General features: G+C 51.6%; 18 protein-coding genes and 1 riboswitch. All 18 genes read right to left on the reverse strand.

All coding sequences use genetic code 11. The features are described from left to right. Positions 1–9: 9 nt before the first annotated feature. Positions 10–558, reverse strand: coding sequence for a F0F1 ATP synthase subunit delta (locus KJS65_RS19200; RefSeq protein WP_213651481.1), 549 nt, complete (start codon positions 556–558; stop codon positions 10–12). Continuing rightward, the gene (gene atpF, locus KJS65_RS19205; RefSeq protein WP_213651482.1) at positions 555–1,043 is read right to left on the reverse strand and encodes a F0F1 ATP synthase subunit B; all 489 of its coding nucleotides are present in this window, start codon (positions 1,041–1,043) and stop codon (positions 555–557) included. Before atpF ends, KJS65_RS19200 begins: the two co-directional genes overlap by 4 nt. A 129-nt stretch (positions 1,044–1,172) precedes the next feature. Beyond that, the gene (gene atpE / locus KJS65_RS19210; RefSeq protein WP_036706394.1) at positions 1,173–1,397 is read right to left on the reverse strand and encodes a F0F1 ATP synthase subunit C; all 225 of its coding nucleotides are present in this window, start codon (positions 1,395–1,397) and stop codon (positions 1,173–1,175) included. Positions 1,398–1,491: 94 nt separating this feature from the next. Beyond that, entirely contained in the window at positions 1,492–2,301 is an 810-nt protein-coding gene (gene atpB, locus KJS65_RS19215) for a F0F1 ATP synthase subunit A (protein WP_213651483.1), read from the reverse strand. A 31-nt stretch (positions 2,302–2,332) separates the two neighbouring features. After that, a complete protein-coding gene (locus tag KJS65_RS19220) occupies positions 2,333–2,710 on the reverse strand; it encodes an ATP synthase subunit I (RefSeq protein WP_213651484.1) in 378 nt (125 codons plus the stop codon). Continuing rightward, positions 2,703–2,957, reverse strand: coding sequence for an AtpZ/AtpI family protein (locus KJS65_RS19225; RefSeq protein WP_136607178.1), 255 nt, complete (start codon positions 2,955–2,957; stop codon positions 2,703–2,705). Before KJS65_RS19225 ends, KJS65_RS19220 begins: the two co-directional genes overlap by 8 nt. Before the next feature lie 178 nt (positions 2,958–3,135). After that, complete coding sequence (gene wecB, locus KJS65_RS19230; protein ID WP_213651485.1) at positions 3,136–4,296, reverse strand: non-hydrolyzing UDP-N-acetylglucosamine 2-epimerase; 1,161 nt, start codon at positions 4,294–4,296, stop codon at positions 3,136–3,138. A gap of 21 nt (positions 4,297–4,317) precedes the next feature. Next, positions 4,318–4,947, reverse strand: a complete 630-nt coding sequence (upp, locus tag KJS65_RS19235; protein ID WP_136607180.1) for a uracil phosphoribosyltransferase — start codon at positions 4,945–4,947, stop codon at positions 4,318–4,320. Positions 4,948–5,245: 298 nt separating this feature from the next. Next, positions 5,246–6,496, reverse strand: a complete 1,251-nt coding sequence (locus KJS65_RS19240) for a serine hydroxymethyltransferase (protein WP_280531348.1) — start codon at positions 6,494–6,496, stop codon at positions 5,246–5,248. Positions 6,497–6,535: 39 nt separating this feature from the next. Next, positions 6,536–7,138 carry a TIGR01440 family protein gene (locus KJS65_RS19245; protein WP_213651487.1) on the reverse strand — a complete coding sequence of 201 codons (603 nt, stop codon included), beginning with the start codon at positions 7,136–7,138 and terminating at the stop codon, positions 6,536–6,538. Positions 7,139–7,150: 12 nt separating this feature from the next. Beyond that, positions 7,151–7,606 (reverse strand): ribose 5-phosphate isomerase B, encoded by a 456-nt coding sequence (gene rpiB / locus KJS65_RS19250; protein WP_136607183.1) that lies wholly within the window; start codon positions 7,604–7,606, stop codon positions 7,151–7,153. Between the two features lie 202 nt (positions 7,607–7,808). Then, positions 7,809–7,891: riboswitch (ZMP/ZTP riboswitch) on the reverse strand. Between the two features lie 61 nt (positions 7,892–7,952). Beyond that, positions 7,953–8,540: a low molecular weight protein arginine phosphatase gene (locus tag KJS65_RS19255; RefSeq protein WP_213651488.1), complete on the reverse strand. Its 588-nt coding sequence runs from the start codon at positions 8,538–8,540 to the stop codon at positions 7,953–7,955. A 72-nt stretch (positions 8,541–8,612) separates the two neighbouring features. Beyond that, positions 8,613–9,173, reverse strand: a complete 561-nt coding sequence (locus KJS65_RS19260) for a manganese efflux pump MntP (protein WP_136607185.1) — start codon at positions 9,171–9,173, stop codon at positions 8,613–8,615. Between the two features lie 103 nt (positions 9,174–9,276). After that, entirely contained in the window at positions 9,277–10,377 is a 1,101-nt protein-coding gene (locus KJS65_RS19265) for an L-threonylcarbamoyladenylate synthase (protein WP_244864686.1), read from the reverse strand. 225 nt (positions 10,378–10,602) lie between these two features. Continuing rightward, a complete protein-coding gene (spoIIR, locus tag KJS65_RS19270; RefSeq protein ID WP_213651490.1) occupies positions 10,603–11,346 on the reverse strand; it encodes a stage II sporulation protein R in 744 nt (247 codons plus the stop codon). Positions 11,347–11,632: 286 nt separating this feature from the next. Then, positions 11,633–12,814: an FtsW/RodA/SpoVE family cell cycle protein gene (locus KJS65_RS19275; protein WP_213651491.1), complete on the reverse strand. Its 1,182-nt coding sequence runs from the start codon at positions 12,812–12,814 to the stop codon at positions 11,633–11,635. Between the two features lie 94 nt (positions 12,815–12,908). Next, positions 12,909–14,138, reverse strand: a complete 1,230-nt coding sequence (locus KJS65_RS19280; protein ID WP_213651492.1) for an FtsW/RodA/SpoVE family cell cycle protein — start codon at positions 14,136–14,138, stop codon at positions 12,909–12,911. An 85-nt stretch (positions 14,139–14,223) separates the two neighbouring features. Next, positions 14,224–15,141 (reverse strand): peptide chain release factor N(5)-glutamine methyltransferase, encoded by a 918-nt coding sequence (gene prmC, locus KJS65_RS19285; protein WP_213651876.1) that lies wholly within the window; start codon positions 15,139–15,141, stop codon positions 14,224–14,226. Positions 15,142–15,148: the final 7 nt, after the last annotated feature.

Raw genomic sequence — 15,148 nt, forward strand, 5'->3', positions numbered from 1 at the left:
CACCCCTATCTACTGTGCTTGTCTATTAAAAGACTTTTCAAGCCGTTCCAGCTTCCCTGCCAGAGTTCCGTCATACAGCTTATCGCCGATCATGACTTTCACGCCGCCGAGCAGGCTTTTATCAACCACGTTACTCACGCGAATTTTCTTGTTAGCCAAAGCTCCAAATTGTGCAGCAACAGACGCCTGTTCCTGCTCACTCAGCGGATAAGTGGAGTACACTGTAGCATCCGCAATTCCGAGGCTTTCGCCTTCGATCCGGATATAGCTATCCAGAAGATCCGAGAGGATATCAGCTCTGCCCCGCTCAATGAGCAGTTCAATGGTGTTTACGACCGGCTGGGATACTTTATCTTGAAGGGCTTTCTTCAGCACATCCAGTTTTACGGATATGGAAATGTTGGGTGTGGAGATAAACTGCTGCACATCGGCGTTTGCCGTAATAGCTTCAACGACAGCCTTCAGTTCCTGCTCCACTTCCAGTGTCTTCTGCTGCTGTACAGCCACTTCAAACAGCGCCTTTGCGTAACGCTTGGCTGCTATTGTTTCCCGGCTCATGGTCTGCCCCCTACCTCTTTAAGGTATTGGTCCACGAGCTCTTCCTGTGCACTGTCGCTGCTAACTTCTTTCTCAAGCAGCTTGGAAGCGATCTTCACAGATACGGCGCCCACTTCGTTGCGCAGTTCCTGAACCGCTTTTTTCTTTTCGCTGGCGATGTCGCGGACAGCTTCTTCCTTGAGGCGGACTGCTTCCTCTTTCGCCTGTACCATCAACTGGTCAGCCTGTTTGCTGCTCGTTTGTTTGGACTGTTCGATAATTTCATAAGCTTCCTTGCGCGCCGCTTCAAGGGCCTTCTTCTGCTCCTCTACATAAGCGACTGCCTGATCACGGGTTTGCGATGCTTCATCCATTTGCTGCAGCACCAGTTCACGACGTTTTTCCATGATGGAGAACAGCGGTCCGAATGCGTATTTGCTCAGGAGCCAATACAAAATCACAAATGCGATTAACGCGAGAATAAAAGACGCGTAGTTAATACTCAAATCTAGTCACTCCTTTCCGGTGCACGTACACTGCCGTTCACTCTTGCTTCCGAAAGAATCATATCTGACGGCTAAAAAGAAGGCGTGGATGGCCGTGGCCTTCCCCGCCAAACCTTGCTCGTTATTAAATTATGCTCCTGCGTAGAACAAGAACGCGAGTACTACACCGATGATTGGAAGGGCTTCGACCAGACCTACACCGATAAACATTGTTGTTTGAAGAGTGGATTTCGCTTCTGGTTGACGAGCGATACCTTCTACTGTCTTACTTACGATCAAACCGTTACCAATACCTGCGCCAAGTGCGCCCAAACCTACTGCGATAGCAGCTGCTAAAAATGCCCAAACTCCCATTTGTAAATCCTCCTTAGAGATGTGTATTTGTTAGAATTTATGTTTAGTTAAGAACGAAGCGATGCTCCAAGCTTAACTTTGAAGCTAATGTTCATTAATGCTCGTGTTCATCGTGCGTTTCAATCATTTGCGAAATGTACACCATGGTCAGGATCGTAAAGACGAAGGCCTGAATAGCGCCGACGAAAATACTGAAGCCCTGCCATACCACGAGTCCAAGTGCCGAAGCAACCCAGCCTACAGCGCCCAGTGCGGTCAATTTCAGCAATACGGAAATCAGAACCTCACCCGCGAAAATATTACCGAATAGACGCATGCCCTGCGTGAGCAGTTTGGCGAACTGTTCGATGACGTTGATCGGGAAGAAGAACCAATATGGTTGAAAATAGTGTTTGAAATAAGCCTTCGTATTCTTCGTTATTCCGAGGAAATGCGACAGCAGGAAGACAATCAACGCCAAAGCCATTGTAACAGAAGCATCAGCGGTCGGCGATTTCCACCAAGCTACGCCAACTTCCTCCGATTCCGGATGCTTGGCAAACTCCTCGGTTACGGAGACAATCTCCTTGCCGAAGATGTGAGCATGACCCGCATCATGATAATCGGTAACGATACCGAACGGCAAGCCCAGCAAGTTCGCTACGAAGATGAACATGATGAAAGTGAGGCCAAGAGACAAGAAATGCTTTCCTTTTTTCCAGTCCATCGTGCTTGAAATCAAATTCTGAACGAATTCAACTGCCCATTCCATGAAATTCTGGAGTTTGCCCGGATTGTCAATCGACAAATTTCGGGTTGCCAGCTTGGCAATGACAAACACGACAACACATGTCACGATAAGCATCAGGATAATGGAAAGGTCAAATGGAATGCCGCCCAATTCAATAATCGGTGATTTATGCATGTTTTTCTCACCCCTTTCTCAGTTGAGCATTCTACCCTTGTTTACGAGATAATCGAATTCCTATGAATAAGAGAAGGAACTGCGACAAGATCAGGGTCGCCGCAACAGCATACAGATTGAACGTTTCCGGCTTTTGATAAGCCACTACTACGGCCAGCACGCTAATGGCTGCGCGGGTCAAAAATCCCATGTTCACCTTCTTACCTTCTCCGCTGGTGACAGCATCCAACACTTTCTGCACCTTGTACCCCAGATAAAAGCTGTTTATCAGACTTACACTGGAGCCAAGCACCATACCTAGCGCAATGCTCCGGTATTGCGGAAAGACAGCAGCACCCAATAAGCAAAGTGCCAGGAAATAAAGTGTGGTTCTGGTCAATACCCTGCGGTATTTCCATAATTCATTCATCACTTTCCCCCATGACTGCCTTGGTGATCATAAAAACGCTTACGCCGCCGATAAAGAGTCCGAGCAGAACACCGAAAGCGATCCACAGTCCCGGTCCTCCCAAGACCTTGTCCAGCCAGGACCCCAAATAGAAGCCCCCTAAAGTACATGCTGCCAGGTCAATTCCGATTGCGCTTACAAGTCCCATATATTTCATAGGACTCGCATTGCTTTTATTGGTTTTTTGCGACTTTTCAGGTTTACTCATTCTCAGTCCACCCTCATAATCCCAGTTCATTTTACTGAATGTCACAAGAGTTTGTCAATTGAGCGAATTGATATGTTTTTAGGCTAAAACTATGAAAATAATCACAGCAAAACGCTTCAAAACCGTGTAAACCGTACAGTTTAACTGTATGCTGTACTCTTTGCCCTAAGAATATGGGTTAACTTTCCTTTGTGAACTTTCTGTGAAATTGTTCAGGAAGGTCCTTTTTGATGCCAAAATGATGCAAAATCGCCTGAACTATCCGTTCTGAGGCCTTGCCGTCTCCGTATGGATTAGCCGCCTCGCTCATGGAATCATACAGCGCCTGATCGGTGAGCAATTTTTTGGTACGCTCATAAACCGTCTCTTCATCCGTACCAACCAGCTCAAGCGTGCCGGCATCAATTCCTTCCGGACGTTCGGTCGTATCGCGAAGCACAAGTACAGGTACACCGAATGAAGGAGCTTCTTCCTGAATTCCGCCGGAATCGGTCAAAATCAGGTGGGTATGCGGATAGAAATTATGCAGATCCACCACATCCAGCGGTTCAATCAGCTTGATTCTCGGATGTCCGCCAAGAACGGCATGTGCCGGTTCCTTGACTGCTGGACTTAGATGCACCGGATATACGATCGCAATATCCTCAAACTCGTCAGCAATCCGTTTCACAGCCCGGAAAATGTTCATATGCGGCTCACCTTGGGATTCACGGCGATGGGCAGTCATGAGAATGAGCTTTTTGCCGGCGGCCCATTCCAGCACCGGATGCTTGTAGTCAGGCTGTACGGTATATTGAAACACATCGGTTACGGTGTTGCCTGTGACATATATTCTTGATTCATTTTTGTTCTCTTTTTTCAAATTGCCTGCAGACCAATCGGTCGGCGAAAAATGAAGATCGGCCAAAACGCCTGTCAGCTGGCGGTTCATCTCCTCAGGATAAGGAGAGAGCTTGTTCCAGGTACGCAGCCCTGCTTCCACATGCCCCACCTGAATCTGCTGCAGGAACGACGCGTAGCTGGCCAGGAAGGTCGTCAGTGTGTCTCCGTGTACCAGAACGATATCCGGCTTTGCTTCACGCAAAACAGGCTCCAGGCCTTCCAGCACGCGGATGGTAATTTCATTCAGCGTCTGGCGGTCCTTCATTACGTCCAGATCGTAATCCGGTGTAATTTTAAAAACCTCCAGCACCTGATCAAGCATCTGGCGGTGCTGCGCGGTAACGCAGACCACCGATTCGATATGCTCAGGATGCTTTTCCAGCTCCAGAATGAGCGGGGCCATCTTGATGGCCTCCGGACGCACTCCGAAGATGGTCATAACTTTTATTTTAGACATGAGCTATACCCTCTTTTCGATTCACTTGGTTCCGTAAAGGCGGTCTCCCGCATCTCCAAGACCCGGCACGATATATCCGTGGTCGTCCAATTTCTCATCGAGTGCAGCAACATAGATGTCCACATCAGGATGGGCTTCCTGTACTGCCTTTACGCCTTCCGGTGCGGCAATCAGATTCATCATCTTGATCTGGGTGCAGCCGCGTTTCTTCAGAACGTCAATCGCCGCTATCGCGGATCCGCCCGTCGCCAGCATCGGATCGATTACGATCAGCTCGCGCTCGGTCACATCCGTCGGCAGCTTGGTGTAGTATTCTACAGGCTGCAGCGTTTCCGGATCGCGGAACAGACCGACATGGCCTACCTTCGCCGCAGGAATCAGCTTCAGCATGCCGTCCAGCATACCCAGACCCGCGCGCAGAATCGGAATGAGCCCAAGCATGCGTCCGGCAAGAACCTTGCCGTCCATCTCAGCTACAGGCGTCTGAACCTTAACCGTTTCCAGCGGAACCTCACGTGTAATCTCATAAGCCATCAAAGAAGCAACCTCATCAACAAGTTCACGAAAATCCTTTGTGTTTGTCCGCACATCACGGATAAATGTCAGCTTGTGTTGAATCAAAGGGTGATCACAAATCACCAGTTTTCCCATTGTTTTGTCCCTCCGGTAATTGTAAGTCTTAGTGCTGCCAGTGCCGGTTTTGCCATGTGCAAATACGTGCAGGTACACAAATCTTGTTTATTATATCATTCCCTTAAATGAATTTGCACCTACGTAAGACATGTTTATTTTCGCCATAATATGCCGCAGATTAAACCTTTGGTGTCTTGGGCGGGTCAACGCGGGGAGGGACGACTCCCGGACTTCTCCGCTGCACACCTGAAAATCTCCTCAAAAAAAGGGCTGGAAGCCAAGCTTCCAGCCCTTTCATATATTCTTCAGGGTAGAATTAGTAGTTCAGTTCCGGGTAAAGAGGATATTGATCCGTCAGATCCTTCACCATGGCAGCAGCCTTGGTAAGAACTGTATCGTCCTTAGGCTGTTTCAGCGTCATGGCAATGATCTCTCCGATCTTCACCATAGCCGCTTCGTCCATGCCACGCGAGGTAGCTGCAGGCGTACCGATCCGGATTCCGCTCGTTACAAACGGGCTGGTCGGGTCAAAAGGAATGGCGTTCTTGTTGACTGTAATGCCAACTGAATCCAGAACCTTCTCCGCTTCTTTACCCGTGATGTTCACGCTGCGTGTATCCACCAGCATCAGATGGTTGTCCGTACCGCCGGATACGATGTTGAGGCCTTCACTGACCAGGGTTTCAGCCAGAACGTGGGCGTTCTTCACGACATTTTGGGCATAGGTTTTGAAAGAAGGATCCAGAGCTTCGCCAAAAGCCACGGCTTTGGAAGCAATCACATGCATCAACGGTCCGCCTTGGGATCCTGGGAATACCGCCTTGTCTATGGCCTGAGCCCATGGCTTTCTGCACATAATCATGCCGCCGCGAGGTCCGCGCAGTGTTTTATGCGTGGTCGTCGTTACGAAATGGGCATGCGGTACAGGGCTCGGATGAACGCCTGCGGCAACCAGACCGGCAATATGCGCCATATCAACCATGAACAGCGCACCCACATCATTCGCGATGGAAGCAAAGGCTTCAAAATCAATGGTGCGCGGATAGGCGCTTGCGCCGGCAACGATCAGACGGGGACGATGCTTGAAGGCCGCTTTGCGGACTTCATCATAGTCAATCAGGAAGCTGTCTTCCTGAACGCCGTAGGCCACGAAATTGTAAAGGAGGCCCGATGCGTTGACAGGGCTGCCGTGCGTCAGGTGTCCGCCATGAGCAAGATTCATGCCGAGCACGGTATCGCCAGGGTTAATCGCAGCAAGGTACACAGCCATATTCGCTTGCGCTCCGGAATGCGGCTGAACGTTGACATGCTCTGCACCAAACAATTCCTTGGCGCGGTCACGGGCGATATCCTCAACGATATCGACGCGCTCGCAGCCGCCGTAAAACCGTTTGCCCGGATAACCTTCCGCATATTTGTTCGTGAGGACGGAGCCCATGGCTTCCATCACGGCTTCACTGACAATATTCTCCGAGGCAATCAGCTCGATGTTGCTGCGCTGACGCTTCAGCTCCAAATTCATCGCATCCAATACAGCCGGGTCCTTCTTACGCAATTGATCCATAATTCCTTGTTCCTCCCTTAGATAAACTCTCTTTTTTGTTGTTTAATCGCAAAGATGAGCGTTTCCCGATTCAGCGTCAAGCTGGTAAACCGCACGCTCTCCGCCAATCAGCTTCGGCCGGGTAAAGGCTGTATTCACACGCGCCTTGCCCACATAGCGTAGCTGTGTACGATAAGGAACGGCCACCCGCCGTAAGTGCATGCCGATCAGCGTTTCCCCGATGTCGATCCCGGCATCCGCCTCAATGCTTTCGGCCAGACACGGGTTCTTCATGGACCGGTAGGCGCTGCTTGCCATGGAGCCTCCAGCCTTCGGAACCGGCACGGCTGCCACTTCAGTCAGGCGCATGTCCGTAAGTAGAGAACGCTCCATCACCAGCGCACGGTTCAGATGCTCGCAGCACTGGAATACGACGTCAAAGCCGAATTCCCTTCTGATCTCCTCAATACCCTCGAGAAGCTCGTTCGCTACCTCAAGGGCTCCCGAGGTGCCGATCCGCCGGCCTGCCACTTCGCTCGTGCTGGTCCCGATGACAACAACCTTACCGGGCCCAAGTCCCGCCGTCTCCGCCAGCTCGCGTAAAACACCCGACACTTGCTCTTTTAGTGAAACTTCCGATGGAATTCCTTGTTCATTGGCCTCCATTCGAACACCTCCCTAATGCTGCAGATAACGGTCCTCAATCGCCTTGATTTTGTTTACGCGGCCAACATGCCGTTCACCTTCACTGAACGGTGTGCCGATCCAGACTTTCGCGATTTCCTGCGCGAGTCCGGGGCCGATAACACGTTCACCCATCGCCAGCACGTTGGAATCGTTATGCTCTCGGGTCGCTTGGGCAGAGAATACATCATGCACCAGCGCGCAGCGGATGCCGGGAACCTTATTGGCGGCGATGCTCATGCCGATGCCTGTTCCGCAAATCAGAATGCCGCGATCAGCCTCACCCGAGGTAACCTGCTCGCATACAGGCAGGGCATAGTCAGGATAATCCACGGAATCAGCACAGCTGCATCCCACATCCACAACCTCATGTCCCATCTCCCGAATGACGGCAATGATGTCTTCTTTCAAACGCACTCCCGCGTGATCTGTTCCCACAGCAATCTTCATCTCTTGTAAAACCTCCCTGAAATTTCGTGCTTTTGTGACTTCTCGTACCATTATACCCTATTTCCAGGCCGTAAGATGAAAATCGCCCCACAAAATGAAGTCTCTGCTCTGGATGTTTTTTACCCATACTTTGCAGGGATCCCGCATATAAACTCACTTTTTTAATACAAAAAAGAGCAGTCCGCGGATAACCGCAGAATTGCTCTTTTGCCCAGGCGACCGGCCGTATATCCCGGTGCTCCATCGTGGTTTCATCCACATTTGTCGCCAGTTACACCGGAACCGAGTTTTTTCACAACCATCATAAAACATTCAAGACTGAAATGCAACGAGTAATATTCTTCCTTCAGGAAGTGCGGAATGACTCCAGCTTATCCAGCAAACGCTCAATGGCAGTGCGGATTTCCGCCGCTGCCATATCATAATCCTCACGGGATCCGCCGAACGGATCGGAAATATCGAAGCTTGGAACCCGCTGCTGAATTTCAATCAGGCGCTCCCGCTCCTCATCCGTCAATTCCTGTCCAAGCGAGCGTTTGACCTCCCATGTCGCATAAAGGCTGTCCAGCTCGTTCAGATCATTCAATACTTCCGCGTCATTCTCCGCGTACTCCTTGAGTGTATACACTTTGTCAGCGGCCTGAGGAAAGCTCCGGATCACATGCTGCTTATGTCCTTGAGTCAGTGTCAGTATCAAATCAGACCAATTCACCGCATCGAGCTTAAGTGATTTGGACATCAAACGATCATTAATATCATGGTCGCGCAGAACAGCCTCCGCATGACGGGACATCGACACTCCATCCATGGCGGCAACACCCGCTGAACGAACTTCAACCCCGATACCGCGGTCCTTCGCCATTTTGCGGAGAAGAGCTTCCGCCATCGGGCTGCGGCACGTGTTCCCTGTACATACAAACAAGATATGTTTCACGTTTATCGCACCTCCCGGATTGTTTAAATTATTGTATACGAAAAACGTCTACCGGTATACTTTCTGATATCTTCAAAAGATAAAGGCCAGGCCAAATGCCAAAAGGATCACGCCTCCCAGCGCCTCCCCGAAATCTCCCAAATTGCGGCTTACTCTCCTGCCCAGCAGGAGTCCCATCACCGACATTGCACCTCCGCAGATGCCAAAGGCCAAGACGGTAAGAATCAGATTGCTTCGGAACATTCCGAGCGAAACCCCGACAGAAAAGGAATCCACGCTCACGCTCAAAGAAAACAAGATCATACCCAGCAGTGAACGGTGATCAATCATCCGGGTATCCCCGCTTTTCAACGAGTTAAATATCATATGACCACCAAGCAAAATTAGCAACCCGCCCGCGGCATAAGTGGTTACCTGTCCGAGCAAAGAGCTTACATATTGACCGGTGAATATGCCCAGAAGCGGCATCAGGATATGAAAAAATCCGATGAGCACGCTGATTTTAAGCACATGCAGCAGGCGAATCCCCTTCATACCGATACCGATTCCCAAGGAAAAGGCGTCCATTCCCAAAGCGGCGGCCATAATCAGAATCGTAATCAGCTGCCCTAAACCGGCAGATGTCTCAAACATTCCAACTCCCCCATGTCCGTTAGGTTCTTGTACAACCATATGCGGACATGAGGACAATCATGACTTGTACATGGGGACAATCACAACTTGTACATGAGGCAAGCTAGCGGGCTCTCCCTCCGAGATGGATCACCGTTTGTCCGGCAGCCTTGCGGAGCCGGTTCATAATAGCAGCTCCCAGCCCGTCTTCCGGACAAGCCTCGGATACAATAAAGCTGATCTGCTCCTCATCCATGCGGCGCAGCGCGGCATATAAACGATGCGCCGCCGTACCCAAATCAGAGAGACTGCCAAGCGACTCGGTGCAATCGGCGCGGTAACTGTCGATGTGCTCATCGAAGGCCAGAATACCCGTCCGTTCACCACGCTCTGCGGCTTCCTGCAGACTGCGGCGGATCCACTCCGAGACTTCGGCCGGCTCTCCGGTCACAATGCGCAGCGTTCCCTTGGGCGCGTAGTGAGTATATTTCATCCCCGGCGCTCTTGGTGCCTGCCCACTCATGCTTCCCGATTCCGGCAGGAGTGCAGGATCCAGATGGACAGGCACGCCGGCTGCCTGCGCCAGCTGCTCCAGTGTAACGCCTCCGGGGCGAAGCACGGTAACACTGCCGTCCTCCAGCACCTGAACGACAGTTGATTCCACACCTACACCTGTCGCGCCGCCATCAACAATCCCGTCAATTAAACCGCCGAGGTCCTCTAGAACGTGGCTGGCGAGGGTAGGGCTGGGACGGCCGGAGCGGTTCGCGCTTGGAGCAGCAACCGGACAGCCGGATTCCTCAATCAGGGCCAATGCTACCGGATGATCCGGCATCCGGATGCCCACCGTATCCAGCCCTGCCGTCACGCGGGGCGAAAGCACATCAGGCTTGACCGGAAGCACAACCGTCAGCGGTCCAGGCCAAAAGGCATCCATCAGCTTCCGTGCCGCAGGACTCACCTGCTTCACCAGGCCCTCCAGCTGTTCGTTCTTGGATATATGGACAATCAGGGGATTGTCCGACGGTCTCCCCTTTGCCGCGAATACCGCTTCCACCGCAGAGGTTAAGCGGGCGTCCGCGCCAAGACCGTAGACCGTCTCTGTCGGAAAAGCAACCACGCCCCCGCCACGGAGCAGTTCAGCCGCTTCCTTCAAACTTTCCTGCAACTCGGAGGGCTCGGCTGTCGTCTCCGAATCAATCAGCCAATATGGAGTGGAAGGCATAAAGCCTGTCCCTGTTTTTTTTTCAGTATGTGCCATTTCTATCCCGTCTTTCTCTTTAAAGATCATCCAGTAAAAAAAGCGCCGGAGTCCTGACTGCTGACTGGAGCTGCGGCTTACCGCGAACCTTCGTCAAATGGACTTAAGCACTTTATCATTCGTTTTTCTAATATATTAACACAGATCGAAGAGGAGCGTGCATCTCCTCCCCGACCCGGACATTTTCACTTAGAACAATGACTTTAACCAGTTCGCGATACCTTCAAACAGATCCCAGAGGAAAAAGCGAACCTCCGGCTCTGAAGCTTTGACCGGTGCAGCTTCAGCGTTCACCGCTTGTCCTGCGGCCTGCTCCGGGGTATACGCCGTTTTCTTCACTTTGGCGGCTTGATCTTTGCCTGTCTCTGCTTTTGCTGCTGCAGGCTGTGCTGCCGCATCACCGCTGCCCGCGTCGATGAAACAAAGCGGCGGGAACAGCACGCACCACCAGTTTTGGCCTTTGCCCGTTCCGAGCGTGATCCGCAGCGCTTCATAGTTTCCTGCCGGATAGACTGTGCCACCATACAATTTCGTCGGGAACGGCACGACCCCTAGCTCAACATTGTATTCGTAGTCGATTCCCTTTTTCTCAAGTTCTCTTCCTACAAGATCATTCAGCTCGGGAAGATGCTGGCGGATCGTTGTACGCGCCTCATCCAGACTTTGCGGGTTTTCCAGATCTTTGACCCAGCTGTCCATCTGAGCGACCACAACATCGCGGATTTGGCGTTTCACCAGCTGATCATCCGGATTATCGGAATTAGCGAGAATGCGAAGACGTATGGACTCCTGCGGAATAGGACCGCCAGCCACAGCCGCGTCCGTTTTCTGAGCTTCCCAAGTCATGGCCAGCATAAACATAATACAAAAAATAATGGCAGTATTCTTAACCAATGACCGGAGACGGTCCTCTTTTTCATGTTCATTGTGCATCCCGTTCGTGCCCCCTCTATCAAATCCTTCTATGATACTGACTAGTATGTCCGGATCTGATAGAGTCTAAACCTGCTATTCTATGAATCTGAATCAATTTCATAACTCACTAAAACGATAAAATTGAATCTATATATAGACCAATAAAACCGTTTGGATCTATATATAGCCTTGATTGAAGCGGCTTAAGGTATTATGAAATTGATTCTCTATGATTTAATAAAAAAAAGACCGTTTCACCATCCCCTTAACGGGCCTGGCGAGCGGTCTTTTATCCCCAAATCTATCAAGCATGCTTCGTTGAAGATATCTTCGGCGTCGGGACGATGATATCCTCACTTACCTCATGACCATGAACCCGGACGCTCATGACAATCCCGATACTGGCCATATTGATAAGCAGCGAGGTACCGCCGTAGCTGATAAACGGCAGCGTAATACCCGTCAGCGGCATCAGCCCGATGAAGGCGCCGATATTTTCAAAAATTTGATAGAGCATCATCGAAACGACGCCGACAATCAGCAGCGGACCTGCACGATCCCGGCATTCCAGACAGATCAGAATCAGGCGGTGAATCAATATAAAATACAGAAGCAGCACGACAGAAGATCCAACAAATCCGAACTCCTCGGCAATCTCAACAAAGATCGAATCTGAGTACGTATAGGGTACGCGGCCGGACTGCACCGAGCTGCCCTGCATGTAACCTTCGCCCATCATGCCGCCGGAAGCGATCGCGAGCTTCGCATTTTTGGTATGATACGAAGCTTTGGCCGTCGCCTTATCCGGAACCAGCCAAGGGTCAATCCGCTCGGTCCAGTGATTACGGCCGATATTGTTCAGAAACTTCTCGATATTGTCGTGATAGTGAATATACGAGAATATACCGCCTACGGCGACCGCCGCCAGGATTATTAGAGCGAGGAACGCATGCAGGAACTTAATATTCCCTACCCATAGGAGACCGAGCAGGATCAACACGTAGCTGAGTGCATTCCCCAGGTCATTTTGAAGCATGACAAGCGCGAACGGTATGAATGTCAAGCCGCCAATCGGCAGCACGTCTCTCCATAAAGAGAGCTTGGCCTTTGGCCTTTTCATCAGCAAGTAGGTCAGAAAGATAATCAGAAGCAGCTTGAACAGCTCGGCAGGCTGCAGGCTGAAGCCCCCGATTTTGAACCAGCCCTGCGCTCCGTTGACGTCCGATCCCAGAAAATTGACCGCTACCAGCAGCAGAATCCCGAATAAATAAATATAGAGCGCATATTTGACAAGCAGCTTATAGTCCAAAAAAATCAATCCAAAAAAGGCGATGAAGGCTAAAATGTAAAACTCAAGCATTTTAATATGGGAGCCTTCAAACTTGGTCCCTGTCGTGACGCTGTATATTGCCATCAGACTGATGCCCATGAATACAAAAAGTATGAACACAACGACATAATCCACTTTTTTCAGCTTTTGAAGCATTTGCTATCCTCCTGTGCGGGGCTCTCCCGCCCCTTCTAGCCGTGATGCGTGTCAAATCTCACTTGTCTATTGTAAAGGAATAGCCATGCTAGATTCAATTCCTGATAAATCCATTGCGGATATGCTGAAAGGTTCTGCTGATCCAGCCCCCCTCCACCGGTGTTTCCGGCAGCGGAAACGGATCCTCCTCTTCCTGTCCATGGATGCGGATGCTCATGACAATCCCGATACTCATCATATTGATGAGAAGCGAGGTTCCACCGTAGCTGATAAAAGGAAGCGTAATGCCCGTGAGCGGCATCAGGCCGATGAAGGCGCCGATGTTCACAAAAATCTGGTAGACGAACATGGTGATAATCCCCGTAATCAGGTAAGGCCCAGCCCGGTCGCGGCAATCGGCTGCGATCAGAACCAGACGATGGATCAGGATAAAATATAAAAGCAGCAGAACCGATGAACCAATAAACCCGTATTCCTCGGCCACTTGAACGAATATGGAATCGGCGTAGGCCAGCGGCACCCTTTCGGACTGAATCGTGGTGCCTTTCATGTAGCCCTTGCCTTCGATGCCGCCCGAACCGATGGCCAGCTTCGCATTATAGGTCTGCCAACTGACATCCCGCGAAGCTTGGTCCGGCACAAGCCATGGATCAAAACGCGCAATCCAGTGCTTTTTGCCCAAATCCTCACTAATCAGCTTGACCGCCTGGTCATGATAATGGATATATGCCTGAATGCCGCTGAAAATGGCAGCGAAGGCCACGACCAACGCGATGAGCGCATGCGTATATTTGATATTGCCAATCCAGAGCAGCCCGGCCAGGATCATCATGTAGCTGAGCGCGTTGCCCAGATCGTTTTGCGCCATGACCAGAAGCCATGGTACAAGCGTCAACATACCAAGCGGCACCACATCACGCCAGAAGGAAAGCTTGTTTTTGCGCTTTCGCAGCAGCATATACGATAAGAAAATAATGAGAAACAGCTTGAACAATTCCGCAGGCTGCAGACTGAGGCCACCCGGCAGCGTCATCCATCCTTTGGCTCCGTAATACTCATTGCCGATGAACAGCACCAGCACCAGCAGCATGAGGCCAAAGAGATAAATATATAAAGCATACTTGATCAGCAGCTTATAGCTGACCAGCGAGAAACCCAAAAAGGCCACGAATCCGACAGCGTAATAAATAGCCATGCGTTCCGTATAGTGCCCGATCTTTGCCCTGCCCGTGGTAACACTGTAAATGGAAAACAGGCTGAAAGCCATAAGTGCCAGCAGGATCAGGATGATGGACATATCCATTCGTTTGAATTTCTGCAGCATGCGGCATCCTCCAATATGTTCAAGGATTTGGCGATATCCCAACTTCAATATCTCTATTGTAGTTTAAACTGGATGCAAAGGAAAATTAACGCAATCTCGTCGAGACGCCGAGTACATGGCGCTCAATACCTGCCAGATCCGGGACGATGATGATCTCGTCCCAGTGGCCCGCGGCGCGCAGGAGCTCTGCGACATCCTGCGCCTGGCCCTGCCCGAGCTCAAATCCGATGAGCCGGGGCGGGGCTTGGAGCAGCGGCAGCTGCTCCATCATGAGGCGGTACGGCCCAAGGCCGTCTGTACCGCCATCAAGTGCGGTGCGCGGCTCATGGTCGCGCACCTCCCGCTGCAGGCCGTCAATGTCGGCCGCAGGGATGTAAGGCGGGTTGGACACGAGGATGTCCAACCAACCGCCTGCAAACGGCTCAAGCAGGTTGCCTTCCAGGAAGGCAACCTGAGCGCCGTTGGCAGCGGCGTTGCGCGCGGCGACCTGCAGCGCGCCTTGCGAGATATCGCTGGCACGGACATGCCAGCGCGGGGCCTGCAGCGCCAGCGTGACGGCGATCGCGCCGCTGCCGGTGCCGATGTCGGCGCACTCGAGCGGGCGCAGTGCGCCGTCTTCGCTGCTGGCGCCGCCGCTTGGCATGGCGCCCTGCGGCCACAGCCGCTTCGCTTGCGTCAGCACAGCCTCCACAAGCAGCTCCGTCTCCGGCCGCGGAATAAGCACGGCCGGCGTCACTTCAAACGGGAGGCCGTAGAACTCCTGCTCTCCCGTTATATACTGCGCCGGCTCCCCTGAACCGCGGCGTGAAACGGCCTGCTCCCACGGCTCTCTGCGTTCTGCCGGGAACGGCTCGGGCAGCGCCATGAAATAGGCAGCCCCCTCAAGCTTCAGCACATGCTCCAGCAGCAGCTGGGCGCTGCGCTGCGGCTCCGTGACTCCGCATACTGTTAAAAAAGAGGAAGCCTCTATGAAGGCTTCCCGTATCGTTTGCTTTGTCGACATCACAAAT

The sequence above is a fragment of the Paenibacillus sp. J23TS9 genome, assembly GCF_018403225.1.
In the GTDB taxonomy this organism is placed as follows: Bacteria; Bacillota; Bacilli; order Paenibacillales; family Paenibacillaceae; genus Paenibacillus_AQ.